Source organism: Sphingomonas sp., assembly GCF_003248515.1.
Classification (GTDB): domain Bacteria; phylum Pseudomonadota; class Alphaproteobacteria; order Sphingomonadales; family Sphingomonadaceae; genus Sphingomonas_I.
The window spans coordinates 436,359-453,592 of the sequence record NZ_QFOB01000003.1 but is presented as its reverse complement, the minus strand read 5'-3'; the positions used below and the strand labels follow the sequence as shown (position 1 = coordinate 453,592).

General features: G+C 66.0%; 15 protein-coding genes. 5 read left to right on the top strand and 10 right to left on the bottom strand.

What is annotated here, in order from left to right; translation table 11 throughout:
* Positions 1–22: 22 nt before the first annotated feature.
* Complete coding sequence (locus DI605_RS07365; protein ID WP_293971319.1) at positions 23–508, bottom strand: MarR family transcriptional regulator; 486 nt, start codon at positions 506–508, stop codon at positions 23–25.
* Between the two features lie 344 nt (positions 509–852).
* Here DI605_RS07365 and acnA point away from each other — a divergent pair, with 344 nt between their 5' ends.
* Complete coding sequence (gene acnA, locus DI605_RS07360; protein WP_293971316.1) at positions 853–3,531, top strand: aconitate hydratase AcnA; 2,679 nt, start codon at positions 853–855, stop codon at positions 3,529–3,531.
* Between the two features lie 348 nt (positions 3,532–3,879).
* Here the strand turns inward: acnA and DI605_RS07355 are convergent, their stop codons facing one another.
* The 3 genes from DI605_RS07355 to DI605_RS07345 all read right to left on the bottom strand — a co-directional run bounded on the left by DI605_RS07355 (position 3,880) and on the right by DI605_RS07345 (position 6,399).
* The gene (locus DI605_RS07355; RefSeq protein ID WP_293971313.1) at positions 3,880–4,650 is read right to left on the bottom strand and encodes a PEPxxWA-CTERM sorting domain-containing protein; all 771 of its coding nucleotides are present in this window, start codon (positions 4,648–4,650) and stop codon (positions 3,880–3,882) included.
* A gap of 157 nt (positions 4,651–4,807) precedes the next feature.
* Positions 4,808–5,539, bottom strand: a complete 732-nt coding sequence (locus DI605_RS07350; RefSeq protein ID WP_293971310.1) for a PEPxxWA-CTERM sorting domain-containing protein — start codon at positions 5,537–5,539, stop codon at positions 4,808–4,810.
* A gap of 119 nt (positions 5,540–5,658) precedes the next feature.
* Positions 5,659–6,399, bottom strand: coding sequence for a folate-binding protein (locus DI605_RS07345; protein ID WP_293971307.1), 741 nt, complete (start codon positions 6,397–6,399; stop codon positions 5,659–5,661).
* A gap of 126 nt (positions 6,400–6,525) precedes the next feature.
* On the opposite strand from DI605_RS07345, the gene DI605_RS07340 reads away from it, so the two are divergent.
* The 3 genes from DI605_RS07340 (at position 6,526) to DI605_RS07330 (ending at position 9,805) form a co-directional block, all read left to right on the top strand.
* Positions 6,526–7,848, top strand: coding sequence for a dihydroorotase (locus tag DI605_RS07340; RefSeq protein WP_293971305.1), 1,323 nt, complete (start codon positions 6,526–6,528; stop codon positions 7,846–7,848).
* Between the two features lie 203 nt (positions 7,849–8,051).
* Positions 8,052–8,348, top strand: a complete 297-nt coding sequence (locus DI605_RS07335) for a DUF3297 family protein (protein WP_293971302.1) — start codon at positions 8,052–8,054, stop codon at positions 8,346–8,348.
* Positions 8,349–8,488: 140 nt separating this feature from the next.
* The gene (locus tag DI605_RS07330; RefSeq protein ID WP_293971300.1) at positions 8,489–9,805 is read left to right on the top strand and encodes a cystathionine gamma-synthase family protein; all 1,317 of its coding nucleotides are present in this window, start codon (positions 8,489–8,491) and stop codon (positions 9,803–9,805) included.
* Positions 9,806–9,913: 108 nt separating this feature from the next.
* Here the strand turns inward: DI605_RS07330 and DI605_RS07325 are convergent, their stop codons facing one another.
* The 4 genes from DI605_RS07325 to DI605_RS07310 form a co-directional block, all read right to left on the bottom strand.
* Positions 9,914–11,458 carry a hypothetical protein gene (locus DI605_RS07325; protein WP_293971298.1) on the bottom strand — a complete coding sequence of 515 codons (1,545 nt, stop codon included), beginning with the start codon at positions 11,456–11,458 and terminating at the stop codon, positions 9,914–9,916.
* A 103-nt stretch (positions 11,459–11,561) separates the two neighbouring features.
* Entirely contained in the window at positions 11,562–12,560 is a 999-nt protein-coding gene (gene mltG / locus DI605_RS07320; RefSeq protein WP_293971295.1) for an endolytic transglycosylase MltG, read from the bottom strand.
* 16 nt (positions 12,561–12,576) lie between these two features.
* Positions 12,577–13,836, bottom strand: coding sequence for a beta-ketoacyl-ACP synthase II (gene fabF / locus DI605_RS07315; RefSeq protein ID WP_293971292.1), 1,260 nt, complete (start codon positions 13,834–13,836; stop codon positions 12,577–12,579).
* Between the two features lie 236 nt (positions 13,837–14,072).
* Entirely contained in the window at positions 14,073–14,309 is a 237-nt protein-coding gene (locus tag DI605_RS07310) for an acyl carrier protein (RefSeq protein ID WP_171742928.1), read from the bottom strand.
* Positions 14,310–14,678: 369 nt separating this feature from the next.
* On the opposite strand from DI605_RS07310, the gene DI605_RS07305 reads away from it, so the two are divergent.
* Positions 14,679–15,404: a methyltransferase domain-containing protein gene (locus DI605_RS07305; protein WP_293971286.1), complete on the top strand. Its 726-nt coding sequence runs from the start codon at positions 14,679–14,681 to the stop codon at positions 15,402–15,404.
* Positions 15,405–15,530: 126 nt separating this feature from the next.
* Here DI605_RS07305 and fabG read toward each other — a convergent pair whose 3' ends face one another.
* Both fabG and fabD read right to left on the bottom strand, forming a co-directional pair.
* Complete coding sequence (gene fabG, locus DI605_RS07300; protein ID WP_293971258.1) at positions 15,531–16,271, bottom strand: 3-oxoacyl-[acyl-carrier-protein] reductase; 741 nt, start codon at positions 16,269–16,271, stop codon at positions 15,531–15,533.
* Positions 16,272–16,285: 14 nt separating this feature from the next.
* Entirely contained in the window at positions 16,286–17,221 is a 936-nt protein-coding gene (gene fabD / locus DI605_RS07295) for an ACP S-malonyltransferase (RefSeq protein ID WP_293971255.1), read from the bottom strand.
* Positions 17,222–17,234 lie beyond the last annotated feature (13 nt).

Below are 17,234 nucleotides of genomic sequence, written 5' to 3'. Positions count from 1 at the left end.
GTGCCATCCGCCCGCTGCCCGATCAGGCGCCGCTGCCGATGATCGCCAGAAGATGCTCGATCCGCTCCGCCGTGCCGGGCGCGAGCCGCACCATCGTGCGCCGCTGATCCAGCGGGTGATCCTCGCTCAGCAGCAGGCCCGATTCGATGAGCTTGTAGACATAGCGCAGCGCCGTCGTGGGCGGCGCGCCCGCCGCCTGGCACAGCACCGAGATCATCATCGTCTCGCCGGGCTCGGTATTCGCATAGAGATCCAGCAATATGTCCCAGGCCGGATCGCGGAAAACATCGACTCCCATCACTTCCGATCGTCGCGCCCGCGCCTGCAGCAATGTCCGCGCCACGGTGCGCGGATGGCGGGTGCCGGTGTGGCCCACGATCGCCGTGTCCGGCGCGCCCTCGAAACGATCGACGACCTCACGAAAGCTGAAGCGAAAGCGGTCGGCCAGGGAGGAGGCGAGAGTAACGAGACGAACAACCTCGCTGAAGGAGACATCGTGTATCGGCAAGAAGGAGCTCCCAGCGCCGCATCTAGCGGGAAGCCCCCCGCATAGCGGTATTAAGCATCGGGGAACAAGGCGTTTTCTTGTCCAGAGTGGAGGCTGGAACCGGCAACTTTTTGTTCAGAATGGCGCTCTAGTTTCGGCCGGTTTGGCATGGCGGCGGCGGCGTTTCGGCATGCCTGATCTTAACCTATTGAAAGATTTCGATTCGTATCCGCAACGAATTTGTCGGTCCTGCCGGGGTTCATGACGCGGCGGGATGAGACCTCCGTCCCCTTTCCCATCCCTGGCCCCCTTGCTAAGGCCCGCGCCATACTCCGCAATGCAGCATTCATAAGGAGGCCGGCCCCGTGACAGCCATCGGTCAGGACACGCTCAAGACCCGTTCCACCCTCGAGGTCGCGGGGAAGACGGTTTCCTATTATTCGCTGGCGAAGGCGGCGGAGAGCCTGGGCGACGTTTCGCGCCTGCCCTTCTCGATGAAGGTGCTGCTGGAAAACCTGCTTCGCTTCGAGGATGGCACGACCGTCACGGTCGACGATCTCAAGGCGATGATCGCGTGGCTCGCCAATCCCACGTCCGAGCGCGAGATCCAGTATCGCCCGGCGCGCGTGCTGATGCAGGATTTCACTGGCGTTCCCTGCGTCGTCGATCTGGCCGCGATGCGCGATGCGATGAACAAGCTTGGCGGCGATGCGCAGAAGATCAATCCGCTGGTCCCCGTCCATCTCGTGATCGATCACTCCGTGATGGTCGACGAGTTCGGCACGCCCAAGGCGTTCGAGGACAATATGGAGATCGAATTCCAGCGCAACGGCGAGCGCTACGAATTCCTCAAATGGGGCTCCAAGGCGCTCGACAATTTCAAGGTGGTGCCGCCGGGCACCGGCATCTGCCACCAGGTGAATCTGGAGCATATCGCCCAGGCCGTGTGGACCAGCGTGGATGAGAGCGGCGCGACCGTCGCCTATCCCGATACCTGCGTCGGCACGGACAGCCACACCACGATGGTCAACGGCCTCGGCGTGCTCGGCTGGGGCGTGGGCGGGATCGAGGCGGAGGCCGCGATGCTCGGCCAGCCGGTTTCGATGCTGATCCCCGAGGTGGTGGGCTTCAAGCTGACCGGCACCCTAAACGAAGGCATCACCGCCACCGATCTCGTGCTCACCTGTACGCAGATGCTGCGCGCGCGTGGCGTGGTCGGCCGCTTCGTCGAATATTTCGGCCCCGGCCTCGCGTCGCTCAGCCTCGCCGATCGCGCGACGCTGGCGAACATGGCGCCCGAATATGGCGCCACCTGCGGCTTCTTCGGCATAGACGGTAAGACGCTGGACTATATGCGCCTCACCGGCCGCGACGAGAGCCAGATCGCGCTGACCGAGGCCTATGCCAAGGCGCAGGGCCTGTGGCTCTCCGCCGACATGGCCGATCCGGTCTTCACCGATACGCTGGAACTGGACATGTCGACGGTCGTGCCGTCGCTCGCCGGCCCGAAGCGCCCGCAGGACAAGGTCGTGCTGACCGAGGTGGACGACACGTTCAACGCCGATCTCGTCAAGACCTACAAGCATGAGACGCCGAAGAGCGCGCCGGTCGAGGGGGCGGATCATGCCATCACCGACGGCGATGTCGTGATCGCCGCGATCACCAGCTGCACCAACACGTCCAACCCCTCGGTGCTGGTCGCCGCCGGCCTCGTCGCCCGCAAGGCCAATGCGCTCGGCCTGAAGCCCAAGCCCTGGGTGAAGACCTCGCTCGCGCCCGGTTCGCAGGTCGTGACCGATTATCTCACCAAATCCGGCCTGCAGGCGGATCTGGACGCGGTGGGCTTCAACCTCGTCGGCTATGGCTGCACCACCTGCATCGGCAATTCCGGCCCGCTCGCAGATCCGATCTCGAAGGCGATCAACGGCAACGATATCGTCGCCGCCTCGGTCCTGTCGGGCAATCGCAACTTCGAAGGCCGCGTCTCCCCGGATGTGCGGGCGAATTTCCTCGCCTCGCCCCCGCTTGTCGTCGCCTATGCGCTGAAGGGCACGGTGGTGGAGGATTTCACCACCACTCCGATCGGCACCGCGACAGACGGGGCGGACGTGTTCCTGAAGGACATCTGGCCCACGAACGACGAGGTGCGCGCCACGATGGACGCGAACATCGATCGCGACATGTTCTCGCTCCGCTATGCCCATGTCTTCAAGGGCGACAGCAAGTGGCAGGCGATCGATGTGGCCGGCTCCGACACCTATCGGTGGAACCCCACATCCACCTATGTCGCCAACCCGCCCTATTTCGAGGGCATGAGCATGACGCCGGCGCCCGTGCTCGACATCATCGATGCGCGCCCGCTCGCGATCTTCGCCGATTCGATCACGACCGATCACATCTCGCCGGCCGGCTCGATCAAGGTGGATAGCCCGGCGGGCCGCTACCTGAACGAGCGCCAGGTCTCCAAGGCGGACTTCAACAGCTATGGCGCGCGTCGTGGCAATCATGAGGTCATGATGCGCGGCACCTTCGCCAACATCCGCATCCGGAACGAGATGGTGCCCGGCATCGAGGGCGGCATGACGAAATATGTGCCGACCGGCGATGTCGAGGCGATCTACGACGCAGCCCAGCGCTACAAGGCGGACGGCACGCCGCTCGTCGTGATCGGCGGCAAGGAATATGGCACGGGCTCGTCGCGTGACTGGGCGGCGAAGGGGACGACCCTGCTCGGCGTGCGCGCCGTGATCGTCGAGAGCTTCGAACGCATCCACCGTTCGAACCTCGTGGGCATGGGCGTGCTGCCGTTGCAATTCCCGGAAGGCGTCGATCGCAAGACGCTGAAGCTGGATGGCAGCGAGACCTTCACGATCGAAGGCGTCGCCAGCCTGCGCCCGCGCCAGATGGTGCCGGTCACCATCACCCGCGCGGACGGCAGCCAGGAAAGCTTCGAGGCGCGATGCCGGATCGATACGATCAACGAGCTCGAATATTTCCTCAACGGCGGGATCCTGCCTTACGTGCTGCGCAAGCTCGCAGCCTGACCGGCATCGCCCGTCGATCGGGCGGGGGGTGATCGCAGGACGTTGACGGAAGAGGGCGGCTCCCCGTGGGGCCGCCCTTTTTCTTTGCGCGCTCCCGCTCCTGCCTTCCCCCCTGTCGCGGCGGAGGCGGCGATGCCTGATCCGGCCAGCGGCCTGAATGAAGGGGGATCCGGCGGGATCATCCCGCTCGTGGAGGCCGCGGGACGGCACCGGGGGCAGGGGCGGTCGAGCGGAGGATACGGAACTGCCGGCCCGCCGTGCCGGCGCGCAAATGGCCGGGTGCCGCGCATGCGAAAAGGGGCGCCCCTCGCAGGCCGCCCCTTCTCTATCGGATGGAGATTGGTGGGCTCAGGCGCCGAACGTGACGTTCAGGCTCTGGCGCACCTTGCGCGAGCGCATCGTGCCGCCGATCGCGCCGAAGCCGACCAGCATCATGGCCCAGGTGGCGGGCTCGGGCACCGTGGCGGGAACCGCGTTGATCGAAAGGCTCGTCAGCTTGAAGCCGTCGTCGCGATCGCTGGTGCCCACGGCCGCGCCGACCAGCCAGATGGCCGACGTCACCGAACTGCCGGTGTTCGTCGTGTTGGTGCCGCCGCTATTGTTGACGGTGGAGAAGGCGCTGCGGTTCACGCCACCGAGCAGATCCGCCAGCGAGCCGTTATAGGCCATGAAGGACGTATCGCTGTCGGTGGAATAATTGTTGCCGAACGCCCACGCCTTGGTCGTGTAGCTGCTGAGCGTCACGGCCTGGCTGAAGCTGAGCACAACGAAATCCACGCCGCCGCCGACATTGTCGATCTGGTGCGTCTCGTTGCCCGTATTGTCGTTGCCATAGAGTACGCCGAGTCCGTAGCCGGACCAGACCGCGACGGTGGAAGCGGTGACGGTGTTGAGCGCGCTGTTTCCGGAAACGGTCGCGTCGTTCATGTGGGCGCCATAGACGTCCATCGTGATCGTGTTGCCGCCCGACGTGGAGGTGAACGTCAGATCGTTATACGCCGAAGCGGACTGATTGCCCTGATTCGTCAGCGAAAAGGTGAACGTGGCTGCGGAGGCAGCGCTGCTCGCCAGCGTGGCGGTGACGCCTGCCGACAAAAGCTTCCAACCCGAAATCTTCATATCCACCATCCATCTCATACGCTTGCGAAACCGGTGATTCGAAACATTTACGTCCCGTTAACAGCCGTGTCGCACGGCCCTTGTTGCGGCGCAAAACCTTCTCTACCCCCGTTACGATATTTTACAATTCGTTAACCATAAATTCGTTGCCGGGCGCTCAGCCGAAGCGCACCACGGGCCGGATCGGCGTGCGCCGCGCGCGCATCGTGCCGCCGATCGCGCCGAAGCCGATCAGCATCATCGCCCAGGTGGCGGGCTCGGGAACGGAGCCGAGCACCTTGGCCGCGCTCGCGCCGAAAACGAGCTGTGTCTGGTTGTTGGGCGATGTGAGCACCGCGAGCGAAAGCGACGGATCGGCCGCCCACACGCCATTGTTGACGTTCGCCAGATAGCTGTTGGCGAGGGACACCGCATTCGCGCTGATGTTCGATGCGAAGAAGTCGCCGGCGCCGAGATTGTAGACGCCGCTGCCCTCGTTGATGATTTCCCACACGGCCAGCTGCTGGGCGGCCGAATGATCGGCATCGGTCACCAGCGCCTCGCCATTCGAAAGCAGCGCGCTGAGCTTGGTAACCTTGCCCGCGTCCGTGATCGCCGACGCAACCGTGCCGCCGGTGAAGGTGCCGGTCGTCAGGTTGTGGAAGATGTCGATGCAATAGCTCAGCAGCGTGTCGCCGGTGCTGGTCGTCAGTCGGATGCGGCCGATCGCGGCATTGGCGACATAATCGGGGTTGCTCGGCGTATAGGTGATCGTGCCGTTCACGCCGCCGGGCGAATCCAGCGCGACGCCGGTGATCGTCACGGCGGCGTCGGCGCCGGCCGCCAGCGTTGCCGAGCCGATCAGGCCGGTCGCGATCAGGCCGAGCTTGCGAATGGCCGGAAATGTCATGGGAACGCTCCGCTACATCTCGCGGGAAACAGCCCCGCGGCGAGGGGGCGTTAACAGTGAGTTAGCCTGTGCCCAAACGAATTGAAGGTTAAGATCAGGGCGTTAACGCTCTTTGATGGTTACTGCGCCTCTTCCGGGTGCAGCGCATCCTCCAGCCATGCGGGGCGGATGGCCCGAGCGTCCGCCGGAATGTCCGCGACGCGAATCTGGCGCACGGCGAACCCCAGTTCGGGATAATAGATGCGCGCGGCCTCTCCGGGGTCCGTATCGGCCCGCGTCACGATCAGGCGGCGATTCACCTTCTGGCGCCAGTTCATCCGGGCGGTATTCTCCTGCCCGACATAGCAGCCCTTGGTGAAGCTCACGCCGTTAAGCTCGGTGGCATTCGCTTCCAGCCACAGTGTCTTGTCCTGGCCGATCTCGGCCGCGCCCTCGCATACGCCCAGCGCCAGCCGATGCGCGCGCCACGCCGCTTCCGCGCCCGGCGCTTCGCCCACGGCCCCAATCCAGCGATGGCCCAGTTCGGGCAGGCGCGGATCGGGCACGCCCCGTTCGGAAGCGGGGTTCCAGTGGACCCCCAGCGCCGGATCGCGCGCGATCTCGATCTTCCGGCGGAGGCGATAGAGAGTCAGCCGCCGCGCCAGCGCCTCGGCCTGCTCCGCCTCGCAGTCGATCAGCAGATCCTCGCCGTCCGCCCACACCAGGAAATCGAACAGCGCCTTGCCCTGCGCGGTCAGCAGGCCCGCCCAGACGGGGAGAGGGCCTGACACATCATTGGTGACGAGTCCCTGCAGGAAGCCTCTCACATCCTCCCCGGAGAGGCGGATCAGGGCGCGGTCGGCGAGAAAAGAGCTGCTCATGGTGAAAAGGTAGGGGATCGCTTGCCACAGACAATCCGTTCGTGCTGAGCGAAGTGCACCCACGGGCGCATTGCGCCCGGATATGAAGCCCGTCCCCCGACAGGCTCAGCACGAACGGAGCGGCCAGTGGCGACCTATGATCTCCTCCTCAAGAACGGCACCGTCTGGACGCCGGGCGGCCCGGTCGAAACCGATCTCGGTATCACGGACGGCCGCTTCGCGGGGCTCGGCACGGGCGCGAGCGCGGGCGAGACGATCGATTGCACCGGCCTCACCATCCTGCCCGGCGTGATCGACAGTCAGGTTCATTTCCGCGAGCCGGGGCTGGAGGAGAAGGAGGATCTGGAGAGCGGCAGTCGCGCCGCCGTTCTGGGTGGCGTCACCGCCGTGTTCGAGATGCCGAACACCAAGCCCAACACCGACTCGGTGGACGCCGTCGCCCACAAGCTTTCCCGCGCTTATGATCGCATGTGGTGCGATCATGCCTTCTATGTGGGCGCCACCGCCGCCAATGCCGAGCAATTGGGCGAGCTGGAGCGGCTGCCCGGCACGGCGGGCGTGAAGATCTTCATGGGCGCTTCCACCGGCGACCTGCTCGTCTCGGACGATCGCGAACTGGCGCGCGTGCTGGCGCATGGCCGCCGTCGCGTCGCCATCCATGCCGAGGACGAGCCCCGCATGCAGGCGCGCATGGGCGAGCGGATCGAGGGCGATCCCTCCAGCCATCCGGTGTGGCGCGATGACGAGAGCGCGATTCTCGCCACGCGCCGCATCCTGGCGCTGGCCCGCGCGGCGCGGCGGCCGGTCCACGTCCTCCACATCACCACTCCGGCCGAACTGGAGCTGCTCTCGCAGCACAAGGACATCGCCACCTGCGAGGTAACGCCCCAGCATCTCACGCTGGCGGGCGAGGATGCCTATCCCCGGCTTGGCAGCTATGCGCAGATGAATCCGCCGATCCGCTCACGCGCGCATCGCGACGGCCTGTGGCACTGGCTCAATCAGGGCGTGCCCGACGTGCTGGGCTCCGATCATGCGCCGCACACGATCGCGGAAAAGGCGAAGCCCTATCCCGCCAGCCCCAGCGGCATGCCGGGCGTGCAGACCCTCCTGCCGCTGATGCTGAATCATGTGGCGGAAGGGAGGCTGTCGCTGCAACGCCTGATCGAGCTGACTTCGGCGGGGCCGCAGCGCGTCTTCGGCCTTACCGCCAAGGGGCGGATCGCGGCGGGCTATGATGCCGATGTCACGATCGTCGATCTCAAGGCGAAGTGGACGATCGAGGAAAGCTGGCTCGCGTCGCGCTGCGGCTGGTCGCCCTTCACGGGGATGGAAATCACCGGCAAGCCCGTCGCCACGATCATTCGCGGCCGGCAGGTGATGCGCGAGGGCCAGCTTGCCAGCCAGGCGAAGGGCCGCCCGATCCGCTTCGACAGCGCGGACTGGTAAGGGCGGACTGGTAAGGGCGGACTGGTGGGAACGGACAGGCAGGGGATCCCGCCACCGGGCCGGGTGGACTCCGCCGTCCGGACGTGGGCCGGATGGATCGCCGATGTTCCGGTGGGACCGGGGCGCCGCGCATGTTCGAAGCGACCAGCTATCAGACAAGTTCAGGATGACGAGTTGGGCTCGCAGGGCTAAAGGCACCGCCCATGACCGATACGACAGACACGCCCCCCGATCGCCTTTCCACCGATCCGCGCAGCGATCATTATGATGCGGATGCGCTTCAGCGCGGCGTCGGCATCCGCTTCAAGGGCGTCGAGAAGACCAATATCGAGGAATATTGCGTCTCCGAAGGCTGGGTGAAGATGGCGATCAGCAAATCGCGCGATCGGTTCGGCCAGCCGATGACGATGAAGATGTCCGGCACCGTGGAGCCCTATTATCGCGACATCGCCGCCGATGCGGATGCGCCCGGCGAGACGGACGCGGAACAGGCGGACTGAGCCTTCGTTACACCCCCGGCACGCCCGCGAAAGGGCGGCTCAGGAGGTGTTCGATGGGTAAGGCATTGATATTGTGGCTGTTGGGTGTTCCCGGGATCATCGTGATCCTCCTCTATTTCTTCGTCTTCCGGTAAGCGCCGATGGCCGGCGGGGAGGAGAATGAGGCGGATCTGACCGGCGGCTCGCAACGCCGCCGGCCGCGCCGCCAGCCCGAGGAGATTGGTGGCCGCAGGCTGAGCCCGGCCACGCTGATGATGGGCCATGGCTTCGATCCGGCCCTGTCGGAAGGCGCGCTGAAGCCGCCCATTTTCCTCACTTCCACCTTCGTGTTCGAAAGCGCGGCCGCCGGAAAGCGCCACTTCGAGGGCGTCACCGGAAAGCGGCCGGGCGGTGCCGAGGGCCTCGTCTATTCGCGCTTCAACGGGCCTAATCAGGAAATATTGGAGGATCGGCTGGCCATCTGGGAAGGGGCCGAGGAAGCGCTGACCTTTTCCAGCGGCATGGCCGCGATCGCCACCTTGCTGCTGGCCTATGTGAAACCGGGCGACGTGATCGTGCACTCGGCACCGCTCTATGCCGCGACCGAAACGTTGATCGGCAAGATACTCGGCCGTTTCGGGGTGACGTGGCTGGATTTTCCCGCTGGCGCCACGCGCGGGGAGATCGATGCCGTGATCGATCGGGCGAAGGCGCAGGGGCGCGTGGCGCTCCTCTATCTCGAAAGCCCCGCCAACCCCACCAATGCGCTGGTGGATGTGGAGGCGGTGGTCGCCGCGCGCGATGCGGCCTTTGCGGGCGACAGGCCGCCGATCGCGATCGACAATACGTTTCTCGGCCCGCTCTGGCAGCAGCCGCTGCGGCAGGGTGCGGAGATCGTGATCTACAGCCTCACCAAATATGCGGGCGGCCATAGCGATCTCGTCGCGGGATCGGCGGTCGGCGCGAAGGCGGCGCTGGATCCCGTCCGCGCGATGCGCAACACGATCGGCACGATCACCGATCCGCACACCGCCTGGATGCTGCTGCGCAGCCTCGAGACGCTGGAATTGCGGATGAGCCGCGCGGGCGAGAATGCGGCAAAGGTCTGCGCCTTCCTGCGCGATCATCCCAAGGTGGAACGCGTGGGATATCTCGGCTTCCTCGAGGATGGCGGCCGGCAGGCGGACATTTATCGCCGCCACTGCACCGGCGCGGGCTCCACCTTCTCGCTCTATCTCAAGGGTGGGGAACGCGAGGCCTTCGCCTTTCTGGATGCGCTGAAGATCGCGAAGCTCGCCGTCAGCCTCGGCGGCACGGAGACGCTGGCGAGCGCGCCGGCGGCGATGACCCATTTGTCCGTGCCCGACGATCGCAAGGCGCTGCTCGGCATCACCGACAATCTCGTGCGCATCTCCATCGGTGTGGAGGATGCGGGCGACCTTATCGCCGACATGGAGCAGGCGCTGGCGGCGGTGTGAAGGGTGATGGCCACCGCTTCGTGATTGCGGGGACTGCGAAGCGATCCCCCGCCGGCGTGCTGATCGCGATGAGGCTTCGCTCGTCGCGCCGGGAAGCGGTAGGGCGGCCTATCGCTTCTCGCGCAGTTCCAGCCCGATGATGTCGATCGGCCCGTCGATATAATGATCCGTGGTTCGCCGTTCGTGATTGAGCGCGAGCAGGAAGGAATCCCCCGGATCGTAGGTGGCGGCCCCGAGCCGCAGCAGCCACAGGCGCCGCACCTTGCCGAGCGTGGCCCCGTGCGCGATTGCCTCCAACTGATCCTTCGGCAGCGAAACGACGCCGCGGCTGCCCGTCGGATGCCAGCCGCCCGGCGTGAAGGCCGGGACAGGGCCGGGCACGGGCATCACCCGCCAGTCCAGCCGCTTGTCCTTCAGCGCGCGCTCCAGCGGTAGCGCGCCTTCATTGGGATAAGCGAGGATCAGATCGTCTGGGCGATGCCGCTCCCGCAGCCAGCCGATCGCGCCATACCAGTTCTGGATCGGCGGCCCCATGCGCTGTTGCAGGTCTACTGCCAGCAGATTCGCGCCGAGGATCAGGGCGGCCCCCCCGCCGAGCCACGCCAGCCGCCCGCGCGGCGCGGTCGCGCCGATCGCCAGCAGCACCAGCCAGGGCATGGCGACCGGAGTCAGCGTCCGCGTGATGAAGACGGGCGCCACCGTGATCGAAAGCAGGATCGAGAGGATGGTCGGGACGAGCGAGAGGATCGCCAGCATCGCGAGCAGGCGTCGCCCGCGTGCCACGCCGATCATCGCGGCGATGGCCAGGCCCGCGAGGATGGCGGCCGCCAGCCCCTGCCATCCCGGCACCGCATAGAGAACCGGCAGGTGATCGAGCAGGGATTTCGCGCTGAACCGCAGCCAGGTGGAGTGCACCCAGGTGGGCGCCTGATCCATCAGGATGCCCAGCGCCGGCAGATAGAAGAGCAGCACGGCGGCGTGGCCGCCCAGATACCAGCCCCAGTCCGTCCGCTTCGGCCGGGAGGCGTGGAAGGCGATCAGGCTGCCGAAGCCCAGCGCCACCGCCCAGAGCGGACCCAGATTGTGGAGCCACAGCATCAGCTCCAGGCAGAGGAGATAGACGGCATAGGCCGGGCCGGCGAGCGGGCGGCCCGCTTCCCGCGCGTGCGCGATCCCGATCAGCGCGCGCGCGGCCAGCGCATAGGCGAGGATCATCACCGGATAGGGGCGCACCTCGCGCGTCATCTCCACCAGCGGGATGGCGACGCAGGCGAGCGCGAAGGCCACGAAGGCGGCCAGCCGCCGCGACCGGGCATCCCCGCCCAGCCATGCCGTCGCCGCGCTTGCCGTCCAGCCGATCAGCGGCGGCGTGAGCAGTCCGCAGGCGACGCCCAGCGCCCGCTCGCCCATCAGGCTGTCGCCGAACAGCAGGGTCCAGAGCCGCAGCAGGCTGTAATAGAAAGGCGGATGCGTCTCGTAACTGGGCACCACCTGCCACAGGAAGGCGAAACCCTTGGAGGCGGCATAGGCGCTATAGGCCTCGTCCAGCCACATCGGCGTCGCGCCGATCCGCCACAGCCGCAGCGCGATGCCCAGACAGGCGAGCAGCAGGCTCCCGGCCAGCAGCAGCCTCGCCTCCGCGCGCTGCGTCATAGCGGAAGTCCGTCACCTTGTTCGCAAGAGCCGGAGCCCCGCTTCGCGTGCATGCGAATGCCGGGAGATCCGCTTTCGCGGTTCGTGCAGGGCAGGGGGCGGCTCAGCGCGTCCCCTGCGCGCGGCGCAGGCGATAATAACGCTGCACGTTCGCATTATGCTCGGCCAGCGTATCGGAGAAGACATGGCCGCCCTTGCCGTCGGCCACGAAATAAAGCGCGTCCGTTTTGGCCGGTGCCAGCACGGCGGCGATCGAATCCCGGCCCGGATTGGTGATCGGCCCCTTGGGCAGGCCGGCCATCGAATAGGTATTATAGTCGTTCACGGCGCGCACTTCGGAAAGCTTGATCCGGCGCCCCAGCGGCTTGCCCTTGGTCAGCGGGTAGATGATCGTCGGATCAGCCTGCAGGCGCATGCCCAGCCGCAGCCTGTTCGAATAGACGCCGGCTACCATCGGGCGCTCCACGGCCACGCCGGTTTCCTTCTCGACGATCGCGGCGAGCGTGACCGCTTCCTCCTTGGAATTGACGACGGTGTTGGCCTTGCGCCGCATCCACAGCTGATCGATCGTCGCCGTCATCGCATCCTGCATCCGCTTGAGCACGGCCTTGCGCGGTTCGCCGCGCTGGAAGCTGTACGTGCCCGGCAGGACGGAGCCCTCGGGAGGAATGGGAAGCTTGCCGGTCAGCAACTTTTCCCGGGCCAGCCTCTCGAACACGAGGATGGAGGGCATGCCTTCGGGAATGGTGATGAGCCGCTGGACGGTGCGCCCGGTCTGCAACAGCGCGAGGATATCCTTCGCGCTCATGTGCGGTGCGACCTCATATTCGCCCGCGCGGATCGGCGCGGCGTCCCCGAAGCGGCGGGCGAAGCGCAGGAAGCCGGTGGTGGAGCGCACGGCACCCAGCCGTTCCATCTCGCGCGCCGTATCGGCCAGCGTCGATCCCTGCGGCACGACCAGCGTGGTCGGGTGCGTCGCGGGGCCAGGGCCGCTCCAGTTGCGATGCACATAGAGCCAGAAGGACCCGCCGGCGATCAGCGCCAGCAGGAGCAGGAAGCCGAGGCAGCCGAAGCCCTGCCGGCGGGACGACGTGTTCGCCATGCCGGCGGTCTTAGCCTTAAATCGCGCGCATCACGAGGCTGGCGTTGGTGCCGCCGAAGCCGAAGCTGTTGTTCAGCACCGCGCGCACCTGCCGCTTCTTGGCGACGTGGGGCACGAGATCGACGCCCACGCAATTGTCGCTCGGATTGTCGAGGTTGATCGTCGGCGGCACGATCTGGTCGCGCAGCGCCAGAATGCAGAAGATCGACTCAACAGCGCCCGCGCCACCCAGAAGATGCCCGATCATCGATTTGGTGGACGACATGGAAACGTTGCCCATCGCATCGCCGAACAGGCGGCGCACCGCGCCCAGTTCCAGTTCGTCGCCCAGCGGCGTCGAGGTGCCGTGCGCGTTGATATAGTCGATGTCCTCCGGCTTCAGGCCGGCCTTCTTCAGCGCCATCTGCATCGAACGGAAAGCGCCCGATCCCTCCGGATGCGGCGCCGTCACATGGTAGGCGTCGCCCGACAGGCCATAGCCCACCACCTCGCAATAGATCTTCGCGCCGCGCGCCTTGGCATGCTCATATTCCTCGAGCACGACGATGCCGGCGCCCTCGCCCATCACGAAGCCGTCGCGATCCTTGTCATAGGGGCGGCTGGCCTTTTCGGGCGTGTCATTGAAATTGGTGGAAAGGGCGCGCGCCTGGGCGAAGCCGGCGATGCCCAGCGGGCAGATCGCGCCCTCGGCGCCACCGGCCAGCATCACGTCGGCATCGTCCATCGCGATCATCCGCGCGGCATCGCCGATCGCGTGCGCGCCGGTGGAGCAGGCGGTGACGACCGCGTGGTTCGGCCCCCGCAGGCCATATTTGATCGAGACCTGGCCCGAGATCAGATTGATGAGGCGCCCGTGCACGAAGTGCGGCGAGACGCGGCTCGGCCCCTTTTCCTTGCAGACGATCGATTCGCTCTCGATGCCCGGCAGGCCGCCAATGCCCGCGCCGGTGGAAATGCCAGTGCGATAGCTTTCCTCTTCCGACATTTCGGTGAGGCCCGCATCCTCCAGCGCCTGGCCGGCGGCATCGATGCCATAGACGATGAACGGATCCACCTGGCGCTGCACCTTGTGGTCCACGCGTTTGGAAGGATCGAAGCCATATTCATGATCGGCGGGCTTCACCTCGCAGGCGATCGTGCACTTCTGCCCTTCGGGATCGAAGCGCGTGATCCGGCCCGCGCCGGATTTGCCGGCCAGGATATTCGCCCATGCGGTTTCGACGTCCGCGCCCAGCGGCGTCACGAGCCCCAGTCCGGTTACGACCACGCGGCGCATAGTCCGTTCCTCTCTGCGTTTCATCATCCCGGCGCGGGCCGGGATCCCTGTCTATGCGGGCAGGCCCAGCGCCTGCCGCGAGAGATATGGGCCCCGGCCTTTGCCGGGGCGACGGTTTCGTTCAAAAAAGCAAAACAGGCCCAACCCATGCGGGTGAGCCTGTCGAAGCCCCGTTCTTCTTCCGTCACCTGAAGAAGGGCGGCCCTTCGACAAGCTCCGGGCCAACGGAAAACCGATTACGCCTTGTGCGTATCGATATAGGAGATCGCGTCCTTCACGGTCGTGATCTTCTCGGCGGCGTCGTCCGGGATCTCGACCCCAAACTCTTCCTCGAAGGCCATGACCAGCTCGACGATGTCGAGGCTGTCAGCGCCCAGATCGTCGATGAAGCTCGCTTCCTCGGTCACTTTCTCGGGTTCGACGCCGAGATGCTCGACGACGATCTTCTTCACGCGCTCGGCGGTCTCGCTCATTGCTCGTTCCTGTTCACCAGTTCGATTTCGGGCACCGCCCCTAGAGCGCGTGCCGGTTGCTGACAAGGGGACCTGCGATGTCGCCGGTTCCGGATATGCCGAACGACCGGATCCGTCCCGCCGGCCGGGCGACGGCCCGGCGCACTTCGCGGCGCCGTCACGGGATCATGAGCGAAAAGGTTGCGCCTCCGCCCGCCTGTCCCGTTCCGGCGACGGTTTCGATCACCCGCCCCCATTCCGGCAGCGATGGAGTTGTGACGGATCAATGTCCAGTAAACTGGAATCATGGTCGAGAAAATATTAACATTATCCGGGGCGTTCGATTCGCCACGTGGCGCTCGATTGTTCCAGGGGAATTGGGGGGAGCCAATGCATCAGACAGCGATGGAGCATGCGGATCTGTTTTTCCGTACCTATCTCGACAAGAGATCCAGTCTCAGGATTGTGGAAATAGGTTCTCAGAATGTGAATGGGTCCATCCGATCCAAGGCGCCGGAATCGTCCGAATATGTCGGTGTCGATTTCGTCGATGGGCCGGGTGTCGATGTTGTACTGGAGGATCCTTACGTATTTCCATTTGCCGACGACAGTTTCGACGTATGTGTTTCGTCATCTTGTCTTGAGCATCCAGAATTCTTCTGGCTTGCTTATATGGAGATGCTGCGCATCGTCAGGCCGTCAGGGCTGGTCTATCTGAACGTGCCTTCAAACGGCGATGTGCATCGGTGGCCGGTCGATTGCTGGCGCTTCTATCCCGATAGCGGGCTGGCCCTGCAGAACTGGGCACGCCGTCAGGGCGTGGCCGCCACGCTGCTGGAATCCTTCGTCGGCAGCCAGCGATCGGGATCGTGGAACGATTTCGTGGCGGTGTTCGTGAAGGATGATAGCGCGGGCGCCCAATGGCCGGATCGAATGGTGAAGGGCACGGCGTCCGTGGCGAATGATCGGGCGTTCGGCTTCGCCAACGCCCGGATCGTCGGCCAGGATTCGCCGATCCACGATCAGAACTGGACGGAAGATCAGGAATTCCGGCCGATGCGGCGCATCATCCGCAAGGTCGGCGCCCGCATGGGCATGGAATGGTATAATCGCTGAGGCCTTGGCCGGTGAAAGTGCCCGCCCGGAAACGCCATCTCGCATGCGTTTCCGGGCGCGAATCCCTTCACGCGGGGGGCGGGCTGGTGCCGCCCCGCGGCATGAGACCCGGTTTCAAACGGGCGTTCAGATCATCGCCATTCCGCCGTTCACGTGGATCGTCTGGCCGGTGACGTAGCCGGCCTCGCGGCTGGCGAGATAGGCGACCGCGGCGGCGACATCCGTGCCCTCGCCCAGCGCGCCCGCCGGGATCCGCCCGAGGATCGCGCCCTTCTGCGCTTCGTTCAGCGCGTCGGTCATCGCGCTGGCGATGAAGCCGGGCGCGACGCAGTTCACCGTGATCCCGCGCGTCGCCAGTTCCTGCGCCAGCGCCTTGGACATGGCGGTGAGGCCGCCCTTGGATGCCGCATAATTGGCCTGGCCGGGATTGCCGGTGGTGCCCACGACCGACGTGATCGTCACGATCCGGCCGAATCGCGCCTTCATCATCGGGCGGGCGGCGGCACGGATCAGGCGGAAGGCGGCCTCGAGATTGACGGAGATCACCTGATCCCATTCGTCATCCTTCATCCGCATGACGAGATTGTCGCGCGTGATGCCGGCATTGTTGACGAGGATGTCGATCCTGCCGCCCAGCGCCTCGACGGCGGCGGGCACCAGCGCCTCCACGGATTCGGGATCACCCAGATTGCAGGGCACGGGCACGGCGCCGTTGCCGATTTCGGCGGCGAGCGCGGCGAGCGCATCGGCGCGGGTGCCGGAAAGCGCGACCTTCGCGCCCTGCGCGGCCAGCGCCCTGGCGATCGCGGATCCGATTCCGCCGGAAGCGCCCGTCACCAGCGCCGTCATGCCTGTCAGGTCGAACATGGGTGTTTCCTCTCTCAGAGCGTCGCCGCCAGGGCCTCGATATCGGCCATGGTCACCACGCTCGTGGTTTTCGCGTCGGGGGCGATGCGCTTGATCATCGGGCCCAGCACCTTGGCGCCGAATTCCACGAAGTCTGTCACGCCGGCGGCAAACATCGCCTCCACGCTTTCGCGCCAGCGCACCGTGCCGGTCACCTGCCGCACGAGCAGATCGCGCACCTCGTCCGGATCGGCGGCGGGGGCGGCCGTCACGTTCGCATAGACCGGCACCAGCGGCGGGCGAATCGTGGCGACGCGGAGCGCCTCGGCCATCGCATCGGCCGCCGGCTGCATCAGCGCGCAATGGAAGGGGGCGGAGACGGGCAGGGGCAGTGCCCGCTTCACGCCCTTATCCTTGGAAAGCGCCATGGCCCGTTCGACAGCCGCCTTGTGACCGGAAATCACGACCTGCCCGCCGCCATTGTCATTCGCGGCCTGCACGATCTCGCCCTCGGCCGCCTCGGCGCAGATCGCCTCGGCCAGCGCCATGTCCGCGCCCAGCAGCGCGGCCATCGCGCCCTCGCCCACAGGTACGGCCGCCTGCATCGCCTGCCCGCGCAGCTTCAGCAGTCGCGCCGTGGTCGCCAGATCGAAGGCGCCCGCCGCGCACAGCGCGCTATATTCGCCCAGCGAATGGCCGGCCACGAAATCGGCCTTCTCGGCCAGCGCGATGCCGCCATCGGCTTCCAGCACGCGCAGCGTGGCGATCGCATTCGCCATGATCGCCGGCTGGGCATTCTCAGTGAGCGTAAGCTGGTCGGCCGGCCCCTCGGCCATCAGCCGCGCCAGATTCTGCCCGAGCGCGTCATCCGTCTCCTGAAAGACGGCGCGGGCAGCGGCGGATGCCGCGGCAAGCTCCGCGCCCATGCCCACGGCCTGGCTGCCTTGCCCCGGAAAAACGAATGCGCGCATGTCGGGCCTCCTC

Excerpts from the sequence above, each read along its gene's own strand:
- DI605_RS07350 (WP_293971310.1), bottom strand. The coding sequence starts at position 5,539 with ATGACATTTCCGGCCATTCGCAAGCTCGGCCTGATCGCGACCGGCCTG.
- DI605_RS07325 (WP_293971298.1), bottom strand. The coding sequence starts at position 11,458 with ATGACGCAGCGCGCGGAGGCGAGGCTGCTGCTGGCCGGGAGCCTGCTG.
- DI605_RS07330 (WP_293971300.1), top strand. The coding sequence starts at position 8,489 with ATGGCCGGCGGGGAGGAGAATGAGGCGGATCTGACCGGCGGCTCGCAA.
- DI605_RS07305 (WP_293971286.1), top strand. The coding sequence starts at position 14,679 with ATGCATCAGACAGCGATGGAGCATGCGGATCTGTTTTTCCGTACCTAT.
- DI605_RS07335 (WP_293971302.1), top strand. The coding sequence starts at position 8,052 with ATGACCGATACGACAGACACGCCCCCCGATCGCCTTTCCACCGATCCG.
- fabD (WP_293971255.1), bottom strand. The coding sequence starts at position 17,221 with ATGCGCGCATTCGTTTTTCCGGGGCAAGGCAGCCAGGCCGTGGGCATG.
- fabG (WP_293971258.1), bottom strand. The coding sequence starts at position 16,271 with ATGTTCGACCTGACAGGCATGACGGCGCTGGTGACGGGCGCTTCCGGC.
- fabF (WP_293971292.1), bottom strand. The coding sequence starts at position 13,836 with ATGCGCCGCGTGGTCGTAACCGGACTGGGGCTCGTGACGCCGCTGGGC.
- mltG (WP_293971295.1), bottom strand. The coding sequence starts at position 12,560 with ATGGCGAACACGTCGTCCCGCCGGCAGGGCTTCGGCTGCCTCGGCTTC.
- DI605_RS07345 (WP_293971307.1), bottom strand. The coding sequence starts at position 6,399 with ATGAGCAGCTCTTTTCTCGCCGACCGCGCCCTGATCCGCCTCTCCGGG.
- DI605_RS07355 (WP_293971313.1), bottom strand. The coding sequence starts at position 4,650 with ATGAAGATTTCGGGTTGGAAGCTTTTGTCGGCAGGCGTCACCGCCACG.
- DI605_RS07310 (WP_171742928.1), bottom strand. The coding sequence starts at position 14,309 with ATGAGCGAGACCGCCGAGCGCGTGAAGAAGATCGTCGTCGAGCATCTC.